Source organism: Streptomyces sp. NPDC032822, assembly GCF_055578825.1.
Window position 1 is genome coordinate 40,461 of the sequence record NZ_JBVIOL010000030.1, and the last position, 17,723, is coordinate 58,183.

Here is a 17,723-nt window from a genome sequence, read left to right on the forward strand (position 1 = left end):
ACGGAACGTCAGCTCTTGATGGCGCCCGTGAGGACGCCTTTGGTGAAGTACTTCTGGAGGAAGGGGTAGACGACCAGGATCGGCACGGTCGCGATGACCAGCACCGCCATCTGGATCGTCTGGGGGGCGTTGACGGTGCCCTCGCCGGTGGTCGTGTCGGTGAGCTCGGTGCCGGCGATCACATAGGTGCGCAGCACCTGTTGGAGCGGCCAGTGGTCGCTCTCCAGATAGAGCGAGGCGTAGAACCAGGAGTTCCAGTAGGCCACCGCGTAGAACAGGCCGACGACGGCCAGCGCGGCCTTCGACAGCGGCAGCACGATCGTCCACAACACCCGCCAGTCACCGGCCCCGTCGAGGCGGGCGGCCTCGTACAGCTCCTCGGGGATGCCCTGGAAGAAGCCGCGCAGGACGACGAGGTTGAAGACGTTCACCAGGACCGGCAGGACGAGCGAGGAGTAACTGTCCAGCAGACCCAGCTCTTTGACCAGCAGGAAGCTCGGGATCATGCCGGGCGGGAAGAGGAACGTGAACAGGATGAGCAGCAGCGCCGGACGGGCGCCGAAGACGCCGGGGCGGGACAGCGCGTAGGCCAGCGTGACGGTGCAGGCCAGGCTCAACAGCGTGCCTACGATCGTGACCCCGGCGCTCACGCCGAGGGCGTGCGTGACGATGCCGCCGTCGAGGATGTCGCGGTAGGCGTCCAGCGTCGGTTCCGTCGGCCACAGCACCCAGCCGCCGCCCGCGACGACCTCGCGCTGGGAGGCCAGGGACGTCGACACGATCACGAGGAAGGGCACGCAGACCAGCAGGACCACGGCGACCAGGGCGAGCGCCTTGGCGGCCTGGGTCACGGGCTTCGGCTTCTCCATCCAGCCGGGCCGGACATGGCCGCTCACCGGTAGACCCCCTGTTCGCCGAGACGGTGGGCGACCTTGTTGGCGGCGTACACGAGGAGCGCGCCGACCAGGCCCTTGAACAGGCCTGCCGCGGCGGCGAATCCGTAGTCGCCGCCGACGATGCCCTGGTAGTAGACGAAGGTGTCGATGATCTCGGCGGCCTCCGGGCCGACCGTGTCGCGCTGGAGCAGCATCTGTTCGAAGCCGACGGAGAGGATCTCGCCGAGCCGCATGATGAGCAGTAGTACGACCACCGGGCGGATCGCGGGCAGGGTGACGTGCCAGAAGCGCCGCCAGGGGCCCGCCCCGTCGATCGCGGCGGCCTCGTACTGCTGCTCGTCGACCTGCGCCAGCGCGGCAAGGAAGATGATCGTGCCCCAGCCGGCGTCCTTCCAGAGGACCTGGGCGACGACGAGCGGCTTGAAGGCGTCGGGGTTGCCGATGATGTCGACGGTGTTCAGTCCCGCGTCGCCGAGGTAGCTGTTCACCATGCCGGTGTCGCCGAGCAGTTGCTGGAAGAGGGCGACGACGATCACCCACGAGATGAAGTGCGGCAGGTAGGCCACCGACTGCACGAAGCGGCGCACGGTGGACCAGGTGAGGGTGTGCAGCAGCAGGGCCAGGGCGAGCGGCACGGGGAAGAAGAACACGAGCTGGAGCAGCGCGATCCAGAGGGTGTTGAGTGTCGCGTCCCAGAACGCGCTGTCCTCGAACATGCGCCGGAAGTTGTCGAGTCCGACCCAGGGACTCTGCCGGACACCGTCGAAGGGCACGTACTCCTTGAACGCGATGACGTTGCCGATCATCGCGCCGTAGTGGAACACCAGGAAGTACAGGATCCCGGGCACCAGCAGCAGGAACAGTGTCCTGTTACGTCTTTCCTGGAAACCTTTTCGCTCGCCCGGGCTGCCGGTTGAGCGACGAGATAAGTGCTTTACTCCTGGTTTTCCGGGGCGTTCACGCAGCAACGCTGCCACGTAGCCTCCTCGGCTGCGGGGACCGAATGGAAGCGAAGTTAAAACGTTTCCAGAGACCGGTCAACACTTCGGACAGGGTTCGCGGTGAAGCGCGCACCGAGGATGGGGCAGGGCGGCGGTGCGTCCGGCTTCGCCGAAGCGCTTCGAGAACGCCTCGCCCGGGGGACGGCCGACATGGGTGAAGCCCCTGCCGGGAGCGGGCCCGCGAAGGGCGGGTTCCGTCCGGACAGAGGCTTCACGCGTTGACGGTCGTTCAGGTGGCGCGGGCCACCCGGAGGGTGAGCTGATAGTCCCCGTCACCGTCGGTGAAGCGACGCGTGACGTTGAACGACGAGCCCACGTTGGGCAGTTGCTTCGCGACGACCGCGCGGTTGAACACGAACGTCTGGTCCGCGATGTGGTCGTCGTCCAGGAAGCCCAGCAGCCACACCACCACGGCCCCGACACCGGCCGTGACGGCGCCTACCCAGGCCGCCACGCCCGTCGCGGCCAGTACGCCGGCGGCGGCGGCGAAGGCGGCGGCGACACCCTTGCGGATGTTCTCCACGTTGCCCTCGTCGTGCTCCCACAGGGAGACCAGCGCGCCGATCTCGGTGTCGGGGAGCGGCTGGGCCGCGCAGTTCTGGCCCCAGACGCAGCCGTCGGTGGAGCCGAAGGTCCGCGACTCGCCGCTGTCGACGTCGCCGAAGATCTGCGACCGGGTGGTGACCGTGGTCCCGCTGCCCAGCGAGCCGAAGATCCAGTACGGCTCGTTGGACGGCCCGAAGACGCTGTCCGTCTGCCGGTCGATGCACAGGAACGAGGCCGCCTTGATGCTGATCCGTGAGGACGGCGACGCCGCCGCCCGGTCGGACGGGGCCTCCGGGTCCAACGCCACCGTCATCGCCGTGGCGTGCTCCCGCAGGAGTGCGCGCGAGGGCAGCCGGAAGTCGGACATCGACGCGTCGCCGGCGTGGATGGCAGCCACGTCGAGCTGGGTGACGGTCGGCATCGCCAGCACCGACTTGACGATGCCGGGAGCGTCCTTGGCGAGGTCGCGCATCGTGTAGGACTGCTTCACGTCGAGCTGGGCGAAGCGCTTCGGGAAGAACTCGTTCCGCATCTGCTGCGGCATCCGCTTGTCCGCGCTGCCGTGCTGCTTGATCTGCTCGTCGGTCAGGCCGCTCTTGCGGAAGGCCGTCACGATGGACTGTTCGAGATCGGTGAGCTGGGCGCCCTCCGAGAACTTCGCGCAGCTGTGGAGCACGATGGCCAGCAGCCAGTTCCGGTCCGGGTTGGCCGCGAACTTCTTGCGCAGCGGCGCGCCCCTGCCCTTGTTGTTCACCAGGTCGTCAAGCACTCGGTCCGCTGTTCGAGGTGCCATGTGGTGCCCCCTTGTCGCTGAACGTCGTTGTTCTGCCCTGGGAAGGGCAACGTCCTGCCGGACCACGGCGCCGTCAACGCGCCGGCGCCGTCGTACGCCTGGGCTGGGCACGGTGCGGGGGCCCCGGTCTGATGCGCCTGCCGTAGCGCCGAAAGGGGTGAGGGGTGGGCGTCGGCCCGGCGGTGGGGGCGTGTGCCGGAGTGGATGCGGCCGAGGTGATGAGGCGGTGTGCGTGCGCGCGGCCGTTGCGTCAGTCCACCGTGTCGCCTGGTGCGACGGGGTGGGCTTCGAGGCCGGTCGCGGACAGGAGGTCGGCGATGAGTGCGGTCGTGCCGCCGACGTAGGTGCTGACCAGGTCCACGTCGCCGCCCACGCACCAGGCCCGGTCCTGTGGCCACCACAGGTCCGGAAGCTCGGTGAACTCGTCCGACTCGACGGGCGACAGGACGTCGGTGAGGCCGCCGGCGAGCAGCACTTCGTCCCTCCCGGGCGTCGGGAAGGTGGGAAAGCGGTCGAAGTCCCATCGTCCGTAGCCGTGCCACAGACCGAACCAGCACCGCTCGGCGGTCCGGGTGTGCCGGGTGAGGACGGGGATCAGGTGCCGGGCGACATCGGGCGGCGTCGGGCCCTCCGCCGCGTGCTCGTCCCAGACGCCGGGCAGACCGTACGAGGACGCGTTGTGGTAGTCGTGGTCCATCCCGATCACGTCGTGCCAGCGCGAACCAGGCGTCGTCCGGCGCCCGTGGGCGGTGGCCACCGTCTCCCACCGCACCGGCCGGTCCTCCAGCGACGCGGGATGCAGGATCCGGGCGTAGGCGGCGAACCCCGGTGCGGCGACGCCTGCCACCGTGCCGAAGTCCCCGCTGCCGGGGGTGCGTCGGGTCAGCCAGTCGGCGGGGCCGAGGTCGGCGGCCTGCACCTGGAGGCGTCCGTACGCGTCGGGGGCTGGGTCGCGGTCGACCGGGAGGTAGGGAGTCACCGGCCAAGTCTGCCAGCTCCGCCGGGCCGGTCGGCGGGGTTCGCCGGCGGGTTCGTCAGCCGCCGGGGGCGCGCAGCCAGGCGCCGATGCCGTCCAGCGCGCCCGCCCCGTAGTCGGATTCCACGTCCTTCGCCAGGTCGGCCACGGAGATCGCGCCGAGGGCTTCGCGGCGTGCGGTCTCGGCGGTGGCCATCGCGCGGGAGATCGCGCACGGCGTCGTGCAGGCCTCGGCCGGGGTGGCCATGGGACCACGCCGGCGGATCTCCGTGCACACGAAGGCGGGAGCCGGGCCGTCCACGGCGTCGACCACGTCCAGGACGGTGATCAGTCCCGGGGACCTGGTGAGCGCGTAGCCCCCCGACTTTCCCTGCACCGAGTGGATCAGCCCGGCGCGGGAGAGCGCCTGGAGCTGCTTGGCCAGATAGGTGGGGGAGACGTCGTGGAGTTCGGCCAGCCGGGCGGCCGGTACCGGCTCACGTATGGACGTGAGGACGACGCAGCAGTGCAGCGCCCACTCGACCCCGCCGGACATCTTCATGCGGATCACCTTACCCAGCGGCTTGACTCGGACATGTTCTGTCCGAGTATTATCCCGGATAGAAAGTGTCCGGGATTGGTGGAGGGAAGGGAACGGTCATGAAGATCGCGGTTGTCGGCGGTACGGGCCTGATCGGCTCGCAGGTGGTCGGCCGACTGAACGAGCAGGGACACGAGGCGACACCACTCGCCCTGTCGACCGGTGTGGACGTCCTCACCGGCGAGGGGCTCGGCGAGGCGCTTCGTGGTGCGGACGTGGTCGTCAACCTGACGAACTCGCCCACGTTCGACGAGGCCTCGCCCGCGTTCTTCCGCACGTCGATGGAGAACCTGCTGGAGGCGAGCCGCGCCGCCGGCGTCGGACACGTGGTCATCCTGTCCATCGTCGGCGTGGACGAGGTGCCCGACCTGGACTACTACCGGGCCAAGACCCTCCAGGAGGACCTGCTCAAGGCCGGCGGCCTGCCGTACTCCATCGTGCGGGTCACCCAGTTCATGGAGTTCGTCGACGCGGTCCTGTCCTGGACCACGGACGGCGACACCGTACGACTGCCCCGCACACCCCTGCAGCCCATCGCCGCCGCCGATGTCGCGGCCGTCGTCGCCGAGACCGCCGCGGGCACACCCCTGAACGACACCCTGAACAGCGCGGGCCCCGAGGTCTTCCCCCTCGACGAACTGGGGCGCGTCACCCTCGCGGCCGTGAACGACACGCGCCAGGTCGTCGTCGACGACACCGCGGGGATGTTCGCCGCCGTCAAGGGCGACGTCCTGATCGCGCCCGACGGCGTCCGCCTCGCCCCCACGCACTACCGCGACTGGCTCGCGTCCCGAGCCGGCGAGTGACCTTCACCTGCCGGTGCCGTAGGCCCCGCAGCGCGGCGGTCCCGTCGACTCGCACACCTGGGCGGTGACTCCGCTCCCCGTCGATCGGCCCGGCGGCCGACCGTGACGCGCCGCGCCGTGCGATGCCGTGGAGCTGCGCCTCCGGGGTCGGGTCGTACGGCAGGCGGCCGGGACGGCGTCAGCTGCCCGGACTCCCGGGCGTCAACCGCTGCGAGGCCTCGGCCTCCAGGTCGGCCTTGAGGCCGTCGAGCGTGCGGCGGATGTTGCCCCGCTGGAACGCGGCGAACGTGTGCCCGCCCGTCGCCGCCCTGTCGAACGCGTCGGCCAGGAACTCCGGCCAGCCACGTCGGTCGTCGGTCCAGGTCTCCGTCACCACAGTGCCGCCGCCGTCGGCGGGGGCGAAGCGGTACTCCCAGGTGGCGATCTTTCCGGGGAGTACGGGTTTCCGCCCGCCGATCGCGCGGACGCGGAAGGCGAACCGCTGCCCGGGATCGGCCGCCGTCACCGTGCACCGGGTGGTCCACTTCAGCCGCCCGCGCCGGTTCCGGCCGTCGAAGACCATGCCGACCCTCGCCGGGCCCGTGCCACCGTCACGCACCACCGCACCGAGGTTCTCCGGACTCCAACGGCCCATCCGCGTGGGATCGCTGACCTGTGCGTAGACCACGGACGGCGGTACGTCGATCACCACGCTGTCCGAAACGGAAAAGATCCGCGCCACCTGTGCCACTCCGATCGTCGAGACCGCCGACGCTACAGGGTCCGGCCACCGGCATACCCGGCACCGGCACGCGGAGCAGGCGCGACGGAGGACATCGACCCCACCTCGCTCACCCCGCTGCGCGCCGACCGGCTCCTCGCGAGGGCCCCGGCCGTCCACCAGACCGCCGACCGGCTGCGGAGCGGCGACCACACCAAGGGCGTCGCCTCCCACCTCGCCACGCAGGCGGCCCGGCACGCCGACCTTTCTCGGCACCGCCGAGCAGCAGGGGGTGAGCCCCGAACTGCTCAGCCCCTACGTCGAGTTGATGCGCCGCCGCCTGACCGAGGGCGGCGGCGAGGAGGATCTGACGGGCGTGGTCGGCCTACTGGTGCACCGACCTGCCCCTACCGCCCCCAGGCAGGTCACGCCCCGGCCCGCTGCCGGTCAGGACACGCGCGTCTGTACGTACGGGACGAGTCGGACGGGTCCGGCCAGGCCGTGGTCCTGGCGGGTGACGCCGCCGAACACCGCGGGCCGGGCTACCCGGAGACGGTTGATCAGCGGTGTGGCGACCTCGACCTCGATGGCGTTGGCACCGCGGCGCAGCAGGCCGGTCCCGAGGTCGACGACCGGGTTCAGCCGGTTCACCGGTGGGAGGCGTCGGCCGTTGACGGTCACCCGGCAGGTGTCGCTGACCTGGCCCAGCTCCAGGCGGGCGCCGTGGGCGGAGGTCCAGTCGGAGGGCAGGTCGACCGTGGCGCGGTAGCGGCCGATCCCCGCGCTGTCCGCGAGTTCGGGGATGCGCGACCACGGAAGGAGCGTGTCGAGGGTCAGGGAGATGTCGACACGTTCGGTGCGGGTCGCGGTGGAGCCGGGACGCCAGTCCTCGACATCCAGCCGCCACCGGACCGGGGTGAGGGCGGGCGGCACGGAGTCGGCCGTCGTGGTGACGGCCCGGCCCCGGTCCAGCCGGGTCGTGTACGTGCCGGGTGCGCTCGCCCGTACGGCCAGGTGTCCGTCGACGAACAGGACGCTGTCGGCGTCGGTGGCCACCACGTGCGGGCGGGACCCGTCACGGTTGCCGAAGAGCCCGCGGCGGCCCAGGGCGACGATCGTCGACTCGCCCGGTTGCAGCGTGATCCGCAGGGTGAAGTCGTCGCCGTCCCGCGTGTACCGGGCCACCCGGGAGACCTCGCCCGACCAGGGATCGAGCAGATAGGGCACGGTGTCGCCCGAGCGGGTGCCGTCCGGGTCGCCGCGGCGCAGGGTGACCTCGTGGTCGATGGCGGCGACGGCCGGCTTGACGGTCTCCGCGTGCTTGCCGTTGCAGAAGTAGTAGTAGTCCGCTTCCGCCGTCGCGCGGTGGGCGTTGAGGAGCGTGGAGGAGATGGCGTAGCGGACGTCGGGGCTGACGCCGAGTCCGGCCAGCGCGTCCCCGACGGCTGTCTTGTCGGTGACCAGGGAGACGTTCGGCAGGGCGAGGAGGCGCGTGAGGATGCCGTGCAGCCGCTCGCTCTCGCCGGCGGCCGGGACGCCCGGGGTCACGCCCTGGTCGAAGGCGCCGAGCAGGACGACGGGCAGTCCCGCCCGGGCCAGCGCGAGGATCTTGCCGGCGTCGTCGACGGAGAGGGTGGGCGTGGAGCCGTGGAAGAAGTCGCCCTCGACGAACAGGGCTTTGTAGGCGGGGCCGTTCGGTGCCAGGCGGCCCTGTTCGACGGTGGCGCCGGGCAGGTCGAGGAGGGGGCCGCTGAGGAACTGGTGGGTCCAGCCGAGGGGGACGCCTGTCGCGGTGAACCAGGAGGCGCCGATGCCGGTGGCGGTGTAGCCGGTCTGCCGGAAGACGGCCACGTCGGCGCGGGCCCTCCCGGTCTGCAGCACGCGGTGCACGCGGCCGAGATGGTCGGCGAGGTCCGGGACGTGCTTCCAGGTGGGCTGGCGCGGGCCCCACGACTCGCCGTAGCCGGCGGCTCCGTTGTACGGGCTGAAGGCCGCGAAGCCGGGCCAGGCCACCCCGGGCGCGGTGGCGTAGGAGAAGCCGTGCAGGACAGTCTGGTTGACACCGGCCGCGTATGCGCCGCCCATCGTCCGCAGGAAACGGTCCCAAGTGGTGCTGTACGCCGAGCCGTTGTACGCGCCCGCCTCGCAGGACAGGACCGTGTGACCTGCCATGTCCCGGCCGCCGGCCAGGCAGCGGTAGTCGTCGAGGTTCTTGAAGCCGAGGGACTCTCCTTCGGCGATGTCGAGCAGGGCCGCCGAGGCGATGGCGTCCGTCTGCAGGCCGTAAGGCTGTGAGCGCAGCAGCATGCCGAGGGAGTGCGCCCAGTCCCGCAGGGCGCCGATGTGGTGACGGTTGAACAGGTCGGAGACGGTCTCCCAGAAGTCGTGCCGGATCTGCCGCGTCACCTGCGCCTCGAAGGCGAAGACCTGGTTGCCGTCGTCCAGCACGAGCGCGGGCAGACAGGGCGACAGTGGGCGCCCGGTGTGCTTCTCGAAGGCTTCCGGGAGCCGGGACGTCCAGGTCAGGCCGTCGGTCTCCAGCTCCACGGAGTCCTCGAAGAAGGCGCCGCCCGCGGCCCGCAGCAGTCGCTTGAGCGAGGACGTCAGGATCGCGTCGTCCCAGTGGTCCGTGACGGCCCGGGTGCCCGCGGCGCTGAAGTGGTCGACGACGTAGGCCGCCGGCGAGGTGTGCGGCCCCGACTCGGGCTGCTGGCCCGAACCGCGCTGCCAGTACGAGATCAGCACCCAGTCGGCGTCGTCCGGCGCCGTCCAGGAGAGGGTGCCCTCGGCAGCCCGCGCGGTGAGGTCCCGGACACTGTCCAGGTCCAGTCCGATCTCCTTGCGGGTGGAGTTCGCGGTGTTCACGCGGACGGCCTGGACGGCGACGAGACGCCGGCGGGTGACGCCGGACGCGGGTGCGTGGACGGGGGCGGGCACCGGGCCCTCGTAGGTGGTGCCGGCGGCCAACGACACCCGGCCGTAGGCGAGTTCCTGCGCGGCCCGCTCGTCGTCGGGGGTGACACCGGGCACCGCGACGGGCCAACTGGGGCCGAGCGTCAGGTCGATGGTCACTCCGCGCCGGGCGGCTCTGCCCAGGGCCGCCTCCACGCCGTCCCGCCAGGGTCTGCTGCCCCAGCCGTGATGCGCGGTGTCCAGAACGGACTTGTCCTTGACGCTGTGGTGGACGGCGGCGATCTCCATCCCGCCGAAGCCCGCGTCGGCGATCTGGTCGATCTCGCGGGCGATCTCGTCCGGGTCCACCAGGCCGTCCGGCCACCACCAGCGGAACCTGGGGCGCACGGACCGGGGCGGGTTCGCGAACCAGCCGGCCGACAGGCCGTGTCCCGTGGTCGTGGTCGTGGTCGCGGGTGTGGCCACGGCCATGGCTCCCTCGGCCGTCGGCGCGGCGGCTGCCACAGCCGGCAGCGCGCCCAGGGCCGTGACGCCGATGCCTGCCGCCAGTGCGCCGCGTCGCGACATGGGTTCCTTCATGGTGGGCCTCGACTCCGAGAGGGGCAACGGAAGTTGAATCGTTTCAAACGTGAGCGACGCCGGAACGCTAGGCCTGCGACTCGGACCAGGTCAAGAGATCGCGCACGATCACCCGCCCTCACGCACGGACCGTCCGTCGGAGCCCTGAGTGACTTTGCCATCCCTTTGCAACCTGACGTCGTGCTGCCTCGTCTCTCCCGTCGATCTGTGACCCACCCCGCCGCGCCGACAGGCCGGTGAACCGACGAGAGAGAGCGATCCATGCGCCGAACTGCCCTGAGCGCCATGACACTTGCGTGCACCGCCGTACTGGCGGGAGCGGTCCCGGCGTTCGCCGACGGGGCGAGCCCGACCTCGGCCCCGACCAGGGACTCGTCCGAGAGCAGCGCAGCGACTCCGGTGCCCTCCGTCACCGAGGAGCCGAGCGAGGGAGGGAGCGCCGCACCGAGCACGGAGCCCACCGAGGCACCCAGCCCCGGCAGCCAGGTGTCCGTCAGGCCGAGCGGGGCGCCCGACACCGGTGTGGCCGAGAAGTCGGGCCAGTCCGCCTCCGCGAGCACACTGATCGGCGGGGGAGCCGCCGCGACGGCCGCCGTGGGCGGCGCGGCCTTCTTCGTCGTACGGCGTCGGCGGGCGACCGGGGCATGACCTCCCTCTCCAGGCGCGCCTTCGTCACCGCGGCGACGGCCTCGCTGCTCGTGAGCTGCGGCGGCTCCGGCACCGACCGGACCACGACCGGGGGGGCCGCGCCCGCGGGCCCCACGGACGCGCCCCCGCCCGCGGCGTCCTCCGCGACGGCGGCGCGTGCGCTCGGGCGCTCGGTCCCGGTCACGCTGCGGATCCCGGCCATCGGGGTCGACACCCCGGTGATGAAGCTGGGGCTGGCCGCCGACGGTAGCGTGCAGGTACCCCCGCTCACGGCTCACGACCGGGCCGGCTGGTACCGGCACTCGCCGACGCCCGGCCAGGTCGGCCCGTCGGTGATCCTCGGGCACGTCACGGTCGGCAGCTACGGCGACGGCGTCTTCCGCCGCCTCGCGGAGCTGCACCGGGGCGAGCGGATCGAGGCGCGTCTGGAGAACGGCAGGACGGCGGTGTTCACGGTGGACTCCGTACGGACGGTCGCCAAGGCCGACTTCCCGACGGACGAGGTCTACGGGGACGTGGACCGCCCGGAGTTGCGTCTCATCACCTGCGGTGGCCCCCTCACCGACGACGGATACCCCGACAATGTGATCGTCTTCGCCACGATGGCATCGTCCCAGCCACGATGACCACGACGAACGCGTCGAGCCACCGACCCGGAGAGCACACACAGCGTTGAAACGGTCCAGTGAGAAGGCGGCGTCCGAGCTGTTCGCCGCCCTCTATCCCCGCCTCGCCGGCTGGTGCCGCCGGTTGGTCGACGACGACGAGACGGCCCACGAGATCGCCTCGGAGGCGTTCACCCGGCTCTGGGGGCGCTGGACCTCCGTGACCGAGCCCCGCGGCTTCCTCTACGTCACCGCCGCCAACCTCGTCCGGGACCACTGGCGCAAGCTGGAGCGCGAACGCCGGGCGGTGCGCCGGGCCACCGTCGAGGCCACCCTGCTCCCACGGACGGAACAGGCCGACCCTTCCGTACGCCTGCTCGTACAGTCGTTGCCGGAACGGCTGCGCGTCCCGATCCTGTTGCACTACTACGCTGACATGCCGATCCGGGAGGTGTCCGTGCTGACCGGACGCAAGGAAGGAACCATCAAGGCCGACCTCCACGCGGCCCGCGAACTGCTCCGCGCGCATCTGGGGAGAAGCCTTGATCACACACTCTGACGAGGGGCCGGAGTTCGACCCCGACGACCCCCTCGCCGTCATCCTGCGGCCCGGCTCCGACTACCTCGGGCCGCCCGTCGGCCGCTACGAGACGATCCGCCGCCGCGCGTCCCGGCGCCGTCTGCTGCGTGCCACGGTCGGGGCGGGCGCGGTGTGCGCCGTCGCCGTCCTCGTCGCACTGCCGCTCCGTCTGACGGGTCCTGAGACACCCACGAGCCCGACGGTCCCCATGGCGCCACCCCGCACGACCGACTCCACACCCCCGCCCGCCCCTTCGCCGTCTCCCACCCCCAGCGCCGCCGAACCCACCACGGCGGCGCCCCCGACTCCCAGCCCTTCCAGTCCCGCTTCCACGGGCGCCTCACGCCCCTCATCGGATGCGACGTCGGCTCCGACGGAGACCCCGGGGACCGTGGGCCCGTCGGTGGGCGACAGCAGGGAGTCGGCGACGCCCGGCCCCGACACCCGCTAGGCGGGGTGACGTCCGGCGCCGACAGCGCCGAACCGGGGTGACGCGGCCTCAGGCCACGCAACCCGCTCGCGCGCGTCCGTGAGCACCTCCCCTTCCGCGGCGAAGGTGTCACCGCGATGCCGATCCGCCTGCCCACCGGCCGCGGAGCCCCGGCCCGCGACAGCCCGTCGCGGATGAAGGAGCACGGCACCGCCGGGCACCTGCTCGGCCACCACGCCGGCCGCCGCACCCGCCGGCCGACACCACCGCCGCCGACCAGCGCGAAGGGGACCGCACGACGCGGTCCCCTTCGCCGACTGCGGGAACCGGGGTCCCGGTGGAGTCGTCCGAGACCGGATGCGCGCGTTCACGCCACGCTGCTACGTTCGGCGGCGGGTGGCCGTGCCCGAGTGTCCAAGTGTCCGAATCCGTCACTTGGACAATGCCCCGGAGAATCACTTCGACGATGCGGTGGACGCTATCCGCAGGCCCGTCGGCGACCCATGAATTCCCGGCACGCCACGTCCGTTTGTCCAACCTTGTGTGCCCTGAAACCCGCGACTATCTTGAGCGAGTCCAGGCAAGCCCCAATTGATTGGGAGTGGTCATGGCAAACCCGTTCGACAATGAAGACGGCTCATTCTTTGTGCTGGTGAACGACGAGAACCAGCATTCCCTCTGGCCCGCCTTCGCCGAAGTCCCGGACGGCTGGCGAGTGGTGTTCGGCGAGAGTTCACGGAAAGACTGCATCGATTACGTCGAGGAGAACTGGACGGACCTGCGCCCCCAGAGCCTCGTGGACGACATGAACAGGGACGCCGCGAACAAGGACGCCACGCACCAGCCCACCGTGAACGAGAACGACGCGTACAAGCAGGACGTCGAGTCCGCTCAAGCCGCCCGTTAATGGCGAGGAACAAGAGGAGATTCCTGTGGCCATGATCGGCGGCTCCGGGCCGGTGACATTCGGCGGAGTGGGGCCGGATTCGTCCGGAGCCAAACAACGCGTCAAACCCGGCACGGCCAAACGCATCCTGCCCTACACCCGGCCGTACGGCTTCAGCATCGGTCTGCTCCTGGTCATCACGACCCTGAACGCCGCCATCACCGTGGCTCCCCCCGTGATGTTCAAGTACCTCATCGACGACGGCATCGCCCAACGCGACACCTCTCTCGTGATGTGGCTCGCGGTGTCGATCGGCGCGCTCGCGGTGGTCGGACTGGTCGTGGGATGGGCGGAGACCTGGTATTCGGCTCGCGTCAGCGAGGGCCTCATCTACGAACTGCGCACCGAGGTCTTCGACCATGTGCAGCGCCAGCCCCTGGCGTTCTTCACCAGGGCCCAGACCGGCGCCCTGGTCAGCAGGCTCAACACCGACGTCGTAGGCGCCCAGCGAGCCCTGACCACGCTGCTGTCGACCGTCGTCTCCGCCGGACTGACCCTGGTGTTCGTCCTGGTGACGATGTTCCTGCTGTCCTGGAAGATCACCCTGATCGGCTTGGTGATCGTCCCGCTGTTCATCCTTCCCGGAAAGATCATCGGGCGCAGACTGCAACGCCTCATGCGGGCCCATATGCAGGTCAACGCCGAGATGGGCTCGCTGATGAACGAGCGGTTCAACGTGACCGGGGCCCTGCTGGCCAAGCTCTACGGCCGCCCCGACACCGAGGCCGGCCTATACGCGGAACAGGCGGGCAGAGGCCGTGACCTCGGCATCCAGACCGCCGTCCACGGCAAGATGCTCTTCCTGTCGATGATGCTCCTGGGCTCACTGGCCACGGCCGCGGTCTACGGCGTAGGCGGCAAGCTCGTCATCGAGGGGTCGTTCTACATCGGCACCCTCGTGGCGCTCGCGACGCTGCTCACCCGCCTGATGACCCCGATCACCCAACTCTCCAACGCCCAGGCCGACGTGATGACCGCCCTGGTCAGCTTCGACCGACTCTTCGAGGTTCTCGACCTGAAGCCGCTCATCTCGGAGAAGCCGGGAGCCAAAGCCCTGCCCGCCTTCGGCACCGCCAGTGGCAACGGCAACGGCGCTGCACCGGACATCGAGTTCGACAACGTGTCCTTCCGCTACCCGCGCGCCCGGGAGGTCTCCCTCGCCTCGCTCGAATCGATCGCCCTGCCCTCCGCGGAACGCGTCGACGACTCCTGGACCCTGCGGAACCTCAGCTTCACCGTGCCGGCCGGCAAGCTCACCGCGCTGGTCGGACCCTCCGGCGCGGGCAAGACCACCATCACGCACCTGGTGCCGCGCCTGTACGACCCGGTCGAGGGAACCGTCCGCATCGGCGGCCAGGACCTGCGCGACCTCACCCTCGCCTCCCTGCACGACACCGTCGGCATGGTCACCCAGGACGCGCACCTCTTCCACATGACCATTCGCCAGAACCTGCTCTACGCACGCCCCGACGCCACCGAGCCCATGCTCATCGAGGCGTGCCGGGCGGCACAGATCTGGAACCTGATCGAGTCGCTGCCCGACCGGTTCGACACCGTCGTCGGCGACCGCGGCTACCGACTCTCCGGAGGTGAGAAGCAGCGCATGGCGATGGCCCGGCTGCTGCTCAAGGCGCCACCGGTCGTCGTGCTGGACGAGGCCACCGCACACCTCGACTCGGAGTCGGAGGCCGCTCTGCAACGGGCTCTGAAAACCGCGCTCACCGGCCGGACCTCCCTGGTCATCGCGCACCGGCTCTCCACGATCCGCGACGCCGACCAGATCCTCGTCATCGACAAGGGCCGGGTTCAGGAGCAGGGAAACCACGAGGAACTGCTGGAGCGAGGCGGGCTCTACGCGGAGCTCTACCGCACCCAGTTCGCGGGCAACGGCCGCAACAACGGGCACGCCAAGCCGGTCCCGCAGCCGGCGGTGGGGCCGCAGGCCTTCGGCGGCGGAGGCGGCGACCCCCTCCCGCCCCTCCCGCCTCCGGGATCGGGTCCCGCCCCGATGATCCTCGGCGGGCCGCCCCCGGCGCAGCGGTGAACCGAAGGAAACCGTGTCGCGCTCGCGCGCCGGCACCGTGTCCGGAACGCGCACGCCGCGTTCCGGACCGTGCTGTGCACGGGGGCCGGCCGGTCGGCCGACCGCAGGAGACACTCGGACAAGTGACTGCGGGACGAGGGGCGGTCGAGGCCGGTACAGAAGGGAAAACCCGGCCGTGGCACAGGGCCCGGCAGTACTCTGAACGACGTACGGGCCGGCCACACGGACCTGGCCACGCACACATGGCATGCAGCAACGACCGTGTGAGCGCACCAAGATGACCATTCGGGTACGACCACGCAGACATGACGCGCGGACGCTGTGACCGGGATGTGACCACGGTCCGGGCAGGCTGACCAGCATGAACAGCCTGTACCGCCCGGCCCCCCGGCCATGAGATGCCGCGCCGGGGGTGAAGAGTTGAGGGTTCTCGTCGTCGAAGACCATGCCGAACTCGCGGAATCGGTGGCACGCGTGCTGCGCCGGGAGGGAATGGCGGTCGACGTCTCCTACGACGGAGCCGACGCACTCGAACGCGCGACGGTCGTCGACTACGACGTCGTCGTGCTGGACCGGGACCTTCCGAAGGTCCACGGTGACGCGGTGTGCGGCGTGCTCGTGGATCAGGAACACAGGGCGCGCGTCCTGATGCTGACGGCATCCGCCACGATCGCCGACCGGGTGGAGGGGCTCACCCGCGGCGCGGACGACTACCTGCCCAAGCCCTTCGCCTACGCCGAACTGGTCGCGCGCATCCGCGCCGTCGCCCGCCGTCCCCAGCAGGCGCTGCCCCCCGTCCTGATCCACGGTGACCTGACCCTGGACCCCTCGCGCCGGGTCGCCACCCGGGCGGGCACCCCACTGCGGCTCACCCCCAAGGAGTTCGCCGTCCTCGAATGCCTGCTGGCCGCCCAAGGGCGACCCGTATCGGCGGAGGAACTCCTCGAACGCGTCTGGGACGAAGCGGCCGACCCCTTCACCAACACCGTCAAGACCACCGTGAACCGGCTGCGGCCGAAGCTCGGGTCACCGCCCCTGATCGAGACCGTCCCCCGCGGCGGCTACCGGATCTGAGATGCCGATGCGCCTGCCCCGCCCGCCACGTCTGTTCCGTCCGGTCCCGGTCGGCGTCCCGGCACGCCTGCTGCCCCGACGCGTCCGCATGCGTCTCACGGTGCTGTTCGGCCTGCTCTTCGTCGCCTCCGGCGCCGTCCTGCTCGCCATCACCTATTTCCTGGTCTCCCGCCGCAAGGGCAACATCACCATCTTCAACCAGGGCGCCGACGGGCTGCCCATGCCCGACCCCCGGGGCGTCGGCGAGGACGGCATCACCGGCCGGCCCCCGCCCTGGGCCGAGGGCGTTGCCCGGGAACTGCGCGAACAGGCCGTACGGCAGCACGAGTTGGAGATGCACCACCTCCTCGTGCAGTCCGGGATCGCCCTGGCGATCATGGTCGGCATCTCCATCGTGCTCAGCTGGCTGGTCGCGGGCCGCCTCGTGCGCCCCCTGCGCACGATGACCTCCACCATCCGGCAGATCTCCGCACGCAACGTCCATGAGCGACTCGACGCCAAAGGCCCCTCCGACGAACTCAAGGACCTCGCCGACACCGTCGACGGACTCCTGGGCCGACTGCAGACCGCCCTGGAGTCCCACAAACGGTTCGTCGCCAACGCCGCCCATGAACTGCGCACCCCGCTCACCCTGGAGCACGCGCTGCTCGAAGAGGCCCTCATGGACGACGAGGCCACCGCCGACACCTTCCGGGTCACGTTCGACCGACTCCTCGTCATCAGCAGACAGCAGGCACGCCTCCTGGAGTCACTGCTCACCCTCTCCAGCAGCGAACGGGGCGTGGAACAGCCCGAACCGCTGGACCTGGCCGCGCTCGCCGAGGACGTCCTGCTCTCCTTCGACGCGGAGATCGACCGGCGCGGACTGCTTCTGGAGGCCGACATCAGGCCCACGGGCATCTCGGGGGACCCCGCCCTCATCCAGCGCCTGCTCGCCAACCTCCTCGACAACGCCATCGACTACAACGTGCCCGACGGCCGCGTGGAGATCACCACCGGCACCGACCGCTCCGGCCGCTCCTTCGTCTCCGTTTCCAACTCCGGCACCGAGATCCCGCCCGAGCAGGTCGACCGCCTCCTCGAACCCTTCCAGCGGCTCGTCCGCACCCCGGACGACGGCCACCACGGACTCGGCCTCTCCATCGTGCGGGCCATCGTCACCGCGCACGGAGCCGAACTCGTCGCCCGGGCCCGCCCCGGAGGAGGCCTGGTCATGGAAGCCTTCTTCCCCGGACGCGTCCACGCCCTGCCCACCGGCGCCGGGCACCACGCGGTCCGCAAAGTCGTCGCCCGCCTGTAGGCAACGAACCCGAAATCCCCCTCTCCGGCATACGCGCCCAGTCCGTGAAGCATCACGGCCTGGGCGCTTTTTCACGTGTCCAACCGAACGTGTCCAACTGAATATGAACCACGTGTCCAACTGAGAAATACAGCCGGTTGGACACCTTCCCCCGGGCCCCGGTCCGCGGACACTGTCGCCGAGTAAATGTCCGTGAGAGCATGAACGCGGGCTGGATCATGCCCGTTATCGATACCCGATATCGATTACCCATCCGCGACAGACGGATCGCACGGATCGCGCCCTGCTCGGAATTTCAGGCCCGGG

16 protein-coding genes are annotated in these 17,723 nt (G+C 70.5%); 9 read left to right on the plus strand and 7 right to left on the minus strand.

The genetic code is table 11. The features are described 5' to 3' along the window. Positions 1 to 8: 8 nt before the first annotated feature. The 5 genes from ACZ5VD_RS41210 to ACZ5VD_RS41230 all read right to left on the minus strand — a co-directional run bounded on the left by ACZ5VD_RS41210 (position 9) and on the right by ACZ5VD_RS41230 (position 4,747). Positions 9 to 896 carry a carbohydrate ABC transporter permease gene (locus ACZ5VD_RS41210; RefSeq protein ID WP_468685574.1) on the minus strand — a complete coding sequence of 296 codons (888 nt, stop codon included), beginning with the start codon at positions 894 to 896 and terminating at the stop codon, positions 9 to 11. Continuing rightward, complete coding sequence (locus ACZ5VD_RS41215) at positions 893 to 1,747, minus strand: ABC transporter permease (RefSeq protein WP_468551620.1); 855 nt, start codon at positions 1,745 to 1,747, stop codon at positions 893 to 895. The genes ACZ5VD_RS41210 and ACZ5VD_RS41215 overlap by 4 nt, the downstream gene beginning before the upstream one ends. Positions 1,748 to 2,126: 379 nt before the next feature. Then, positions 2,127 to 3,236: a hypothetical protein gene (locus ACZ5VD_RS41220; RefSeq protein WP_468551594.1), complete on the minus strand. Its 1,110-nt coding sequence runs from the start codon at positions 3,234 to 3,236 to the stop codon at positions 2,127 to 2,129. Between the two features lie 250 nt (positions 3,237 to 3,486). Further along, positions 3,487 to 4,215: a hypothetical protein gene (locus ACZ5VD_RS41225; RefSeq protein WP_468685575.1), complete on the minus strand. Its 729-nt coding sequence runs from the start codon at positions 4,213 to 4,215 to the stop codon at positions 3,487 to 3,489. 55 nt (positions 4,216 to 4,270) lie between these two features. Further along, positions 4,271 to 4,747: an RrF2 family transcriptional regulator gene (locus tag ACZ5VD_RS41230; protein WP_468551621.1), complete on the minus strand. Its 477-nt coding sequence runs from the start codon at positions 4,745 to 4,747 to the stop codon at positions 4,271 to 4,273. 104 nt (positions 4,748 to 4,851) lie between these two features. Here ACZ5VD_RS41230 and ACZ5VD_RS41235 point away from each other — a divergent pair, with 104 nt between their 5' ends. Further along, positions 4,852 to 5,598, plus strand: a complete 747-nt coding sequence (locus ACZ5VD_RS41235; RefSeq protein WP_468551596.1) for an SDR family oxidoreductase — start codon at positions 4,852 to 4,854, stop codon at positions 5,596 to 5,598. Between the two features lie 178 nt (positions 5,599 to 5,776). On the opposite strand, the gene ACZ5VD_RS41240 is transcribed toward ACZ5VD_RS41235, so the two are convergent. After that, a complete protein-coding gene (locus ACZ5VD_RS41240; RefSeq protein ID WP_468685577.1) occupies positions 5,777 to 6,319 on the minus strand; it encodes an SRPBCC family protein in 543 nt (180 codons plus the stop codon). A gap of 426 nt (positions 6,320 to 6,745) precedes the next feature. Then, the gene (locus tag ACZ5VD_RS41245) at positions 6,746 to 9,778 is read right to left on the minus strand and encodes a glycosyl hydrolase (RefSeq protein ID WP_468685578.1); all 3,033 of its coding nucleotides are present in this window, start codon (positions 9,776 to 9,778) and stop codon (positions 6,746 to 6,748) included. A 273-nt stretch (positions 9,779 to 10,051) separates the two neighbouring features. Here ACZ5VD_RS41245 and ACZ5VD_RS41250 point away from each other — a divergent pair, with 273 nt between their 5' ends. The 8 genes from ACZ5VD_RS41250 (at position 10,052) to ACZ5VD_RS41285 (ending at position 17,417) form a co-directional block, all read left to right on the plus strand. Beyond that, positions 10,052 to 10,438, plus strand: a complete 387-nt coding sequence (locus tag ACZ5VD_RS41250) for a sortase-dependent protein (RefSeq protein ID WP_468685580.1) — start codon at positions 10,052 to 10,054, stop codon at positions 10,436 to 10,438. Continuing rightward, on the plus strand, positions 10,435 to 11,064 hold the full coding sequence (locus ACZ5VD_RS41255; protein ID WP_468685581.1) for a class F sortase: 630 nt from the start codon (positions 10,435 to 10,437) through the stop codon (positions 11,062 to 11,064). The genes ACZ5VD_RS41250 and ACZ5VD_RS41255 overlap by 4 nt, the downstream gene beginning before the upstream one ends. Positions 11,065 to 11,110: 46 nt before the next feature. Next, the gene (locus tag ACZ5VD_RS41260; protein ID WP_468551601.1) at positions 11,111 to 11,602 is read left to right on the plus strand and encodes an RNA polymerase sigma factor; all 492 of its coding nucleotides are present in this window, start codon (positions 11,111 to 11,113) and stop codon (positions 11,600 to 11,602) included. Next, positions 11,586 to 12,074, plus strand: coding sequence for a hypothetical protein (locus ACZ5VD_RS41265; protein WP_468685582.1), 489 nt, complete (start codon positions 11,586 to 11,588; stop codon positions 12,072 to 12,074). The genes ACZ5VD_RS41260 and ACZ5VD_RS41265 overlap by 17 nt, the downstream gene beginning before the upstream one ends. Positions 12,075 to 12,660: 586 nt before the next feature. Further along, positions 12,661 to 12,960 carry an MbtH family protein gene (locus tag ACZ5VD_RS41270; RefSeq protein WP_468685583.1) on the plus strand — a complete coding sequence of 100 codons (300 nt, stop codon included), beginning with the start codon at positions 12,661 to 12,663 and terminating at the stop codon, positions 12,958 to 12,960. 31 nt (positions 12,961 to 12,991) lie between these two features. Beyond that, positions 12,992 to 15,043, plus strand: a complete 2,052-nt coding sequence (locus ACZ5VD_RS41275) for an ABC transporter ATP-binding protein (protein WP_468551622.1) — start codon at positions 12,992 to 12,994, stop codon at positions 15,041 to 15,043. A gap of 420 nt (positions 15,044 to 15,463) precedes the next feature. Further along, complete coding sequence (locus ACZ5VD_RS41280; protein WP_468551604.1) at positions 15,464 to 16,117, plus strand: response regulator transcription factor; 654 nt, start codon at positions 15,464 to 15,466, stop codon at positions 16,115 to 16,117. 1 nt (position 16,118) lies between these two features. Next, positions 16,119 to 17,417, plus strand: coding sequence for a sensor histidine kinase (locus ACZ5VD_RS41285; RefSeq protein ID WP_468551605.1), 1,299 nt, complete (start codon positions 16,119 to 16,121; stop codon positions 17,415 to 17,417). The last annotated feature ends 306 nt before the right edge of the window (positions 17,418 to 17,723 follow it).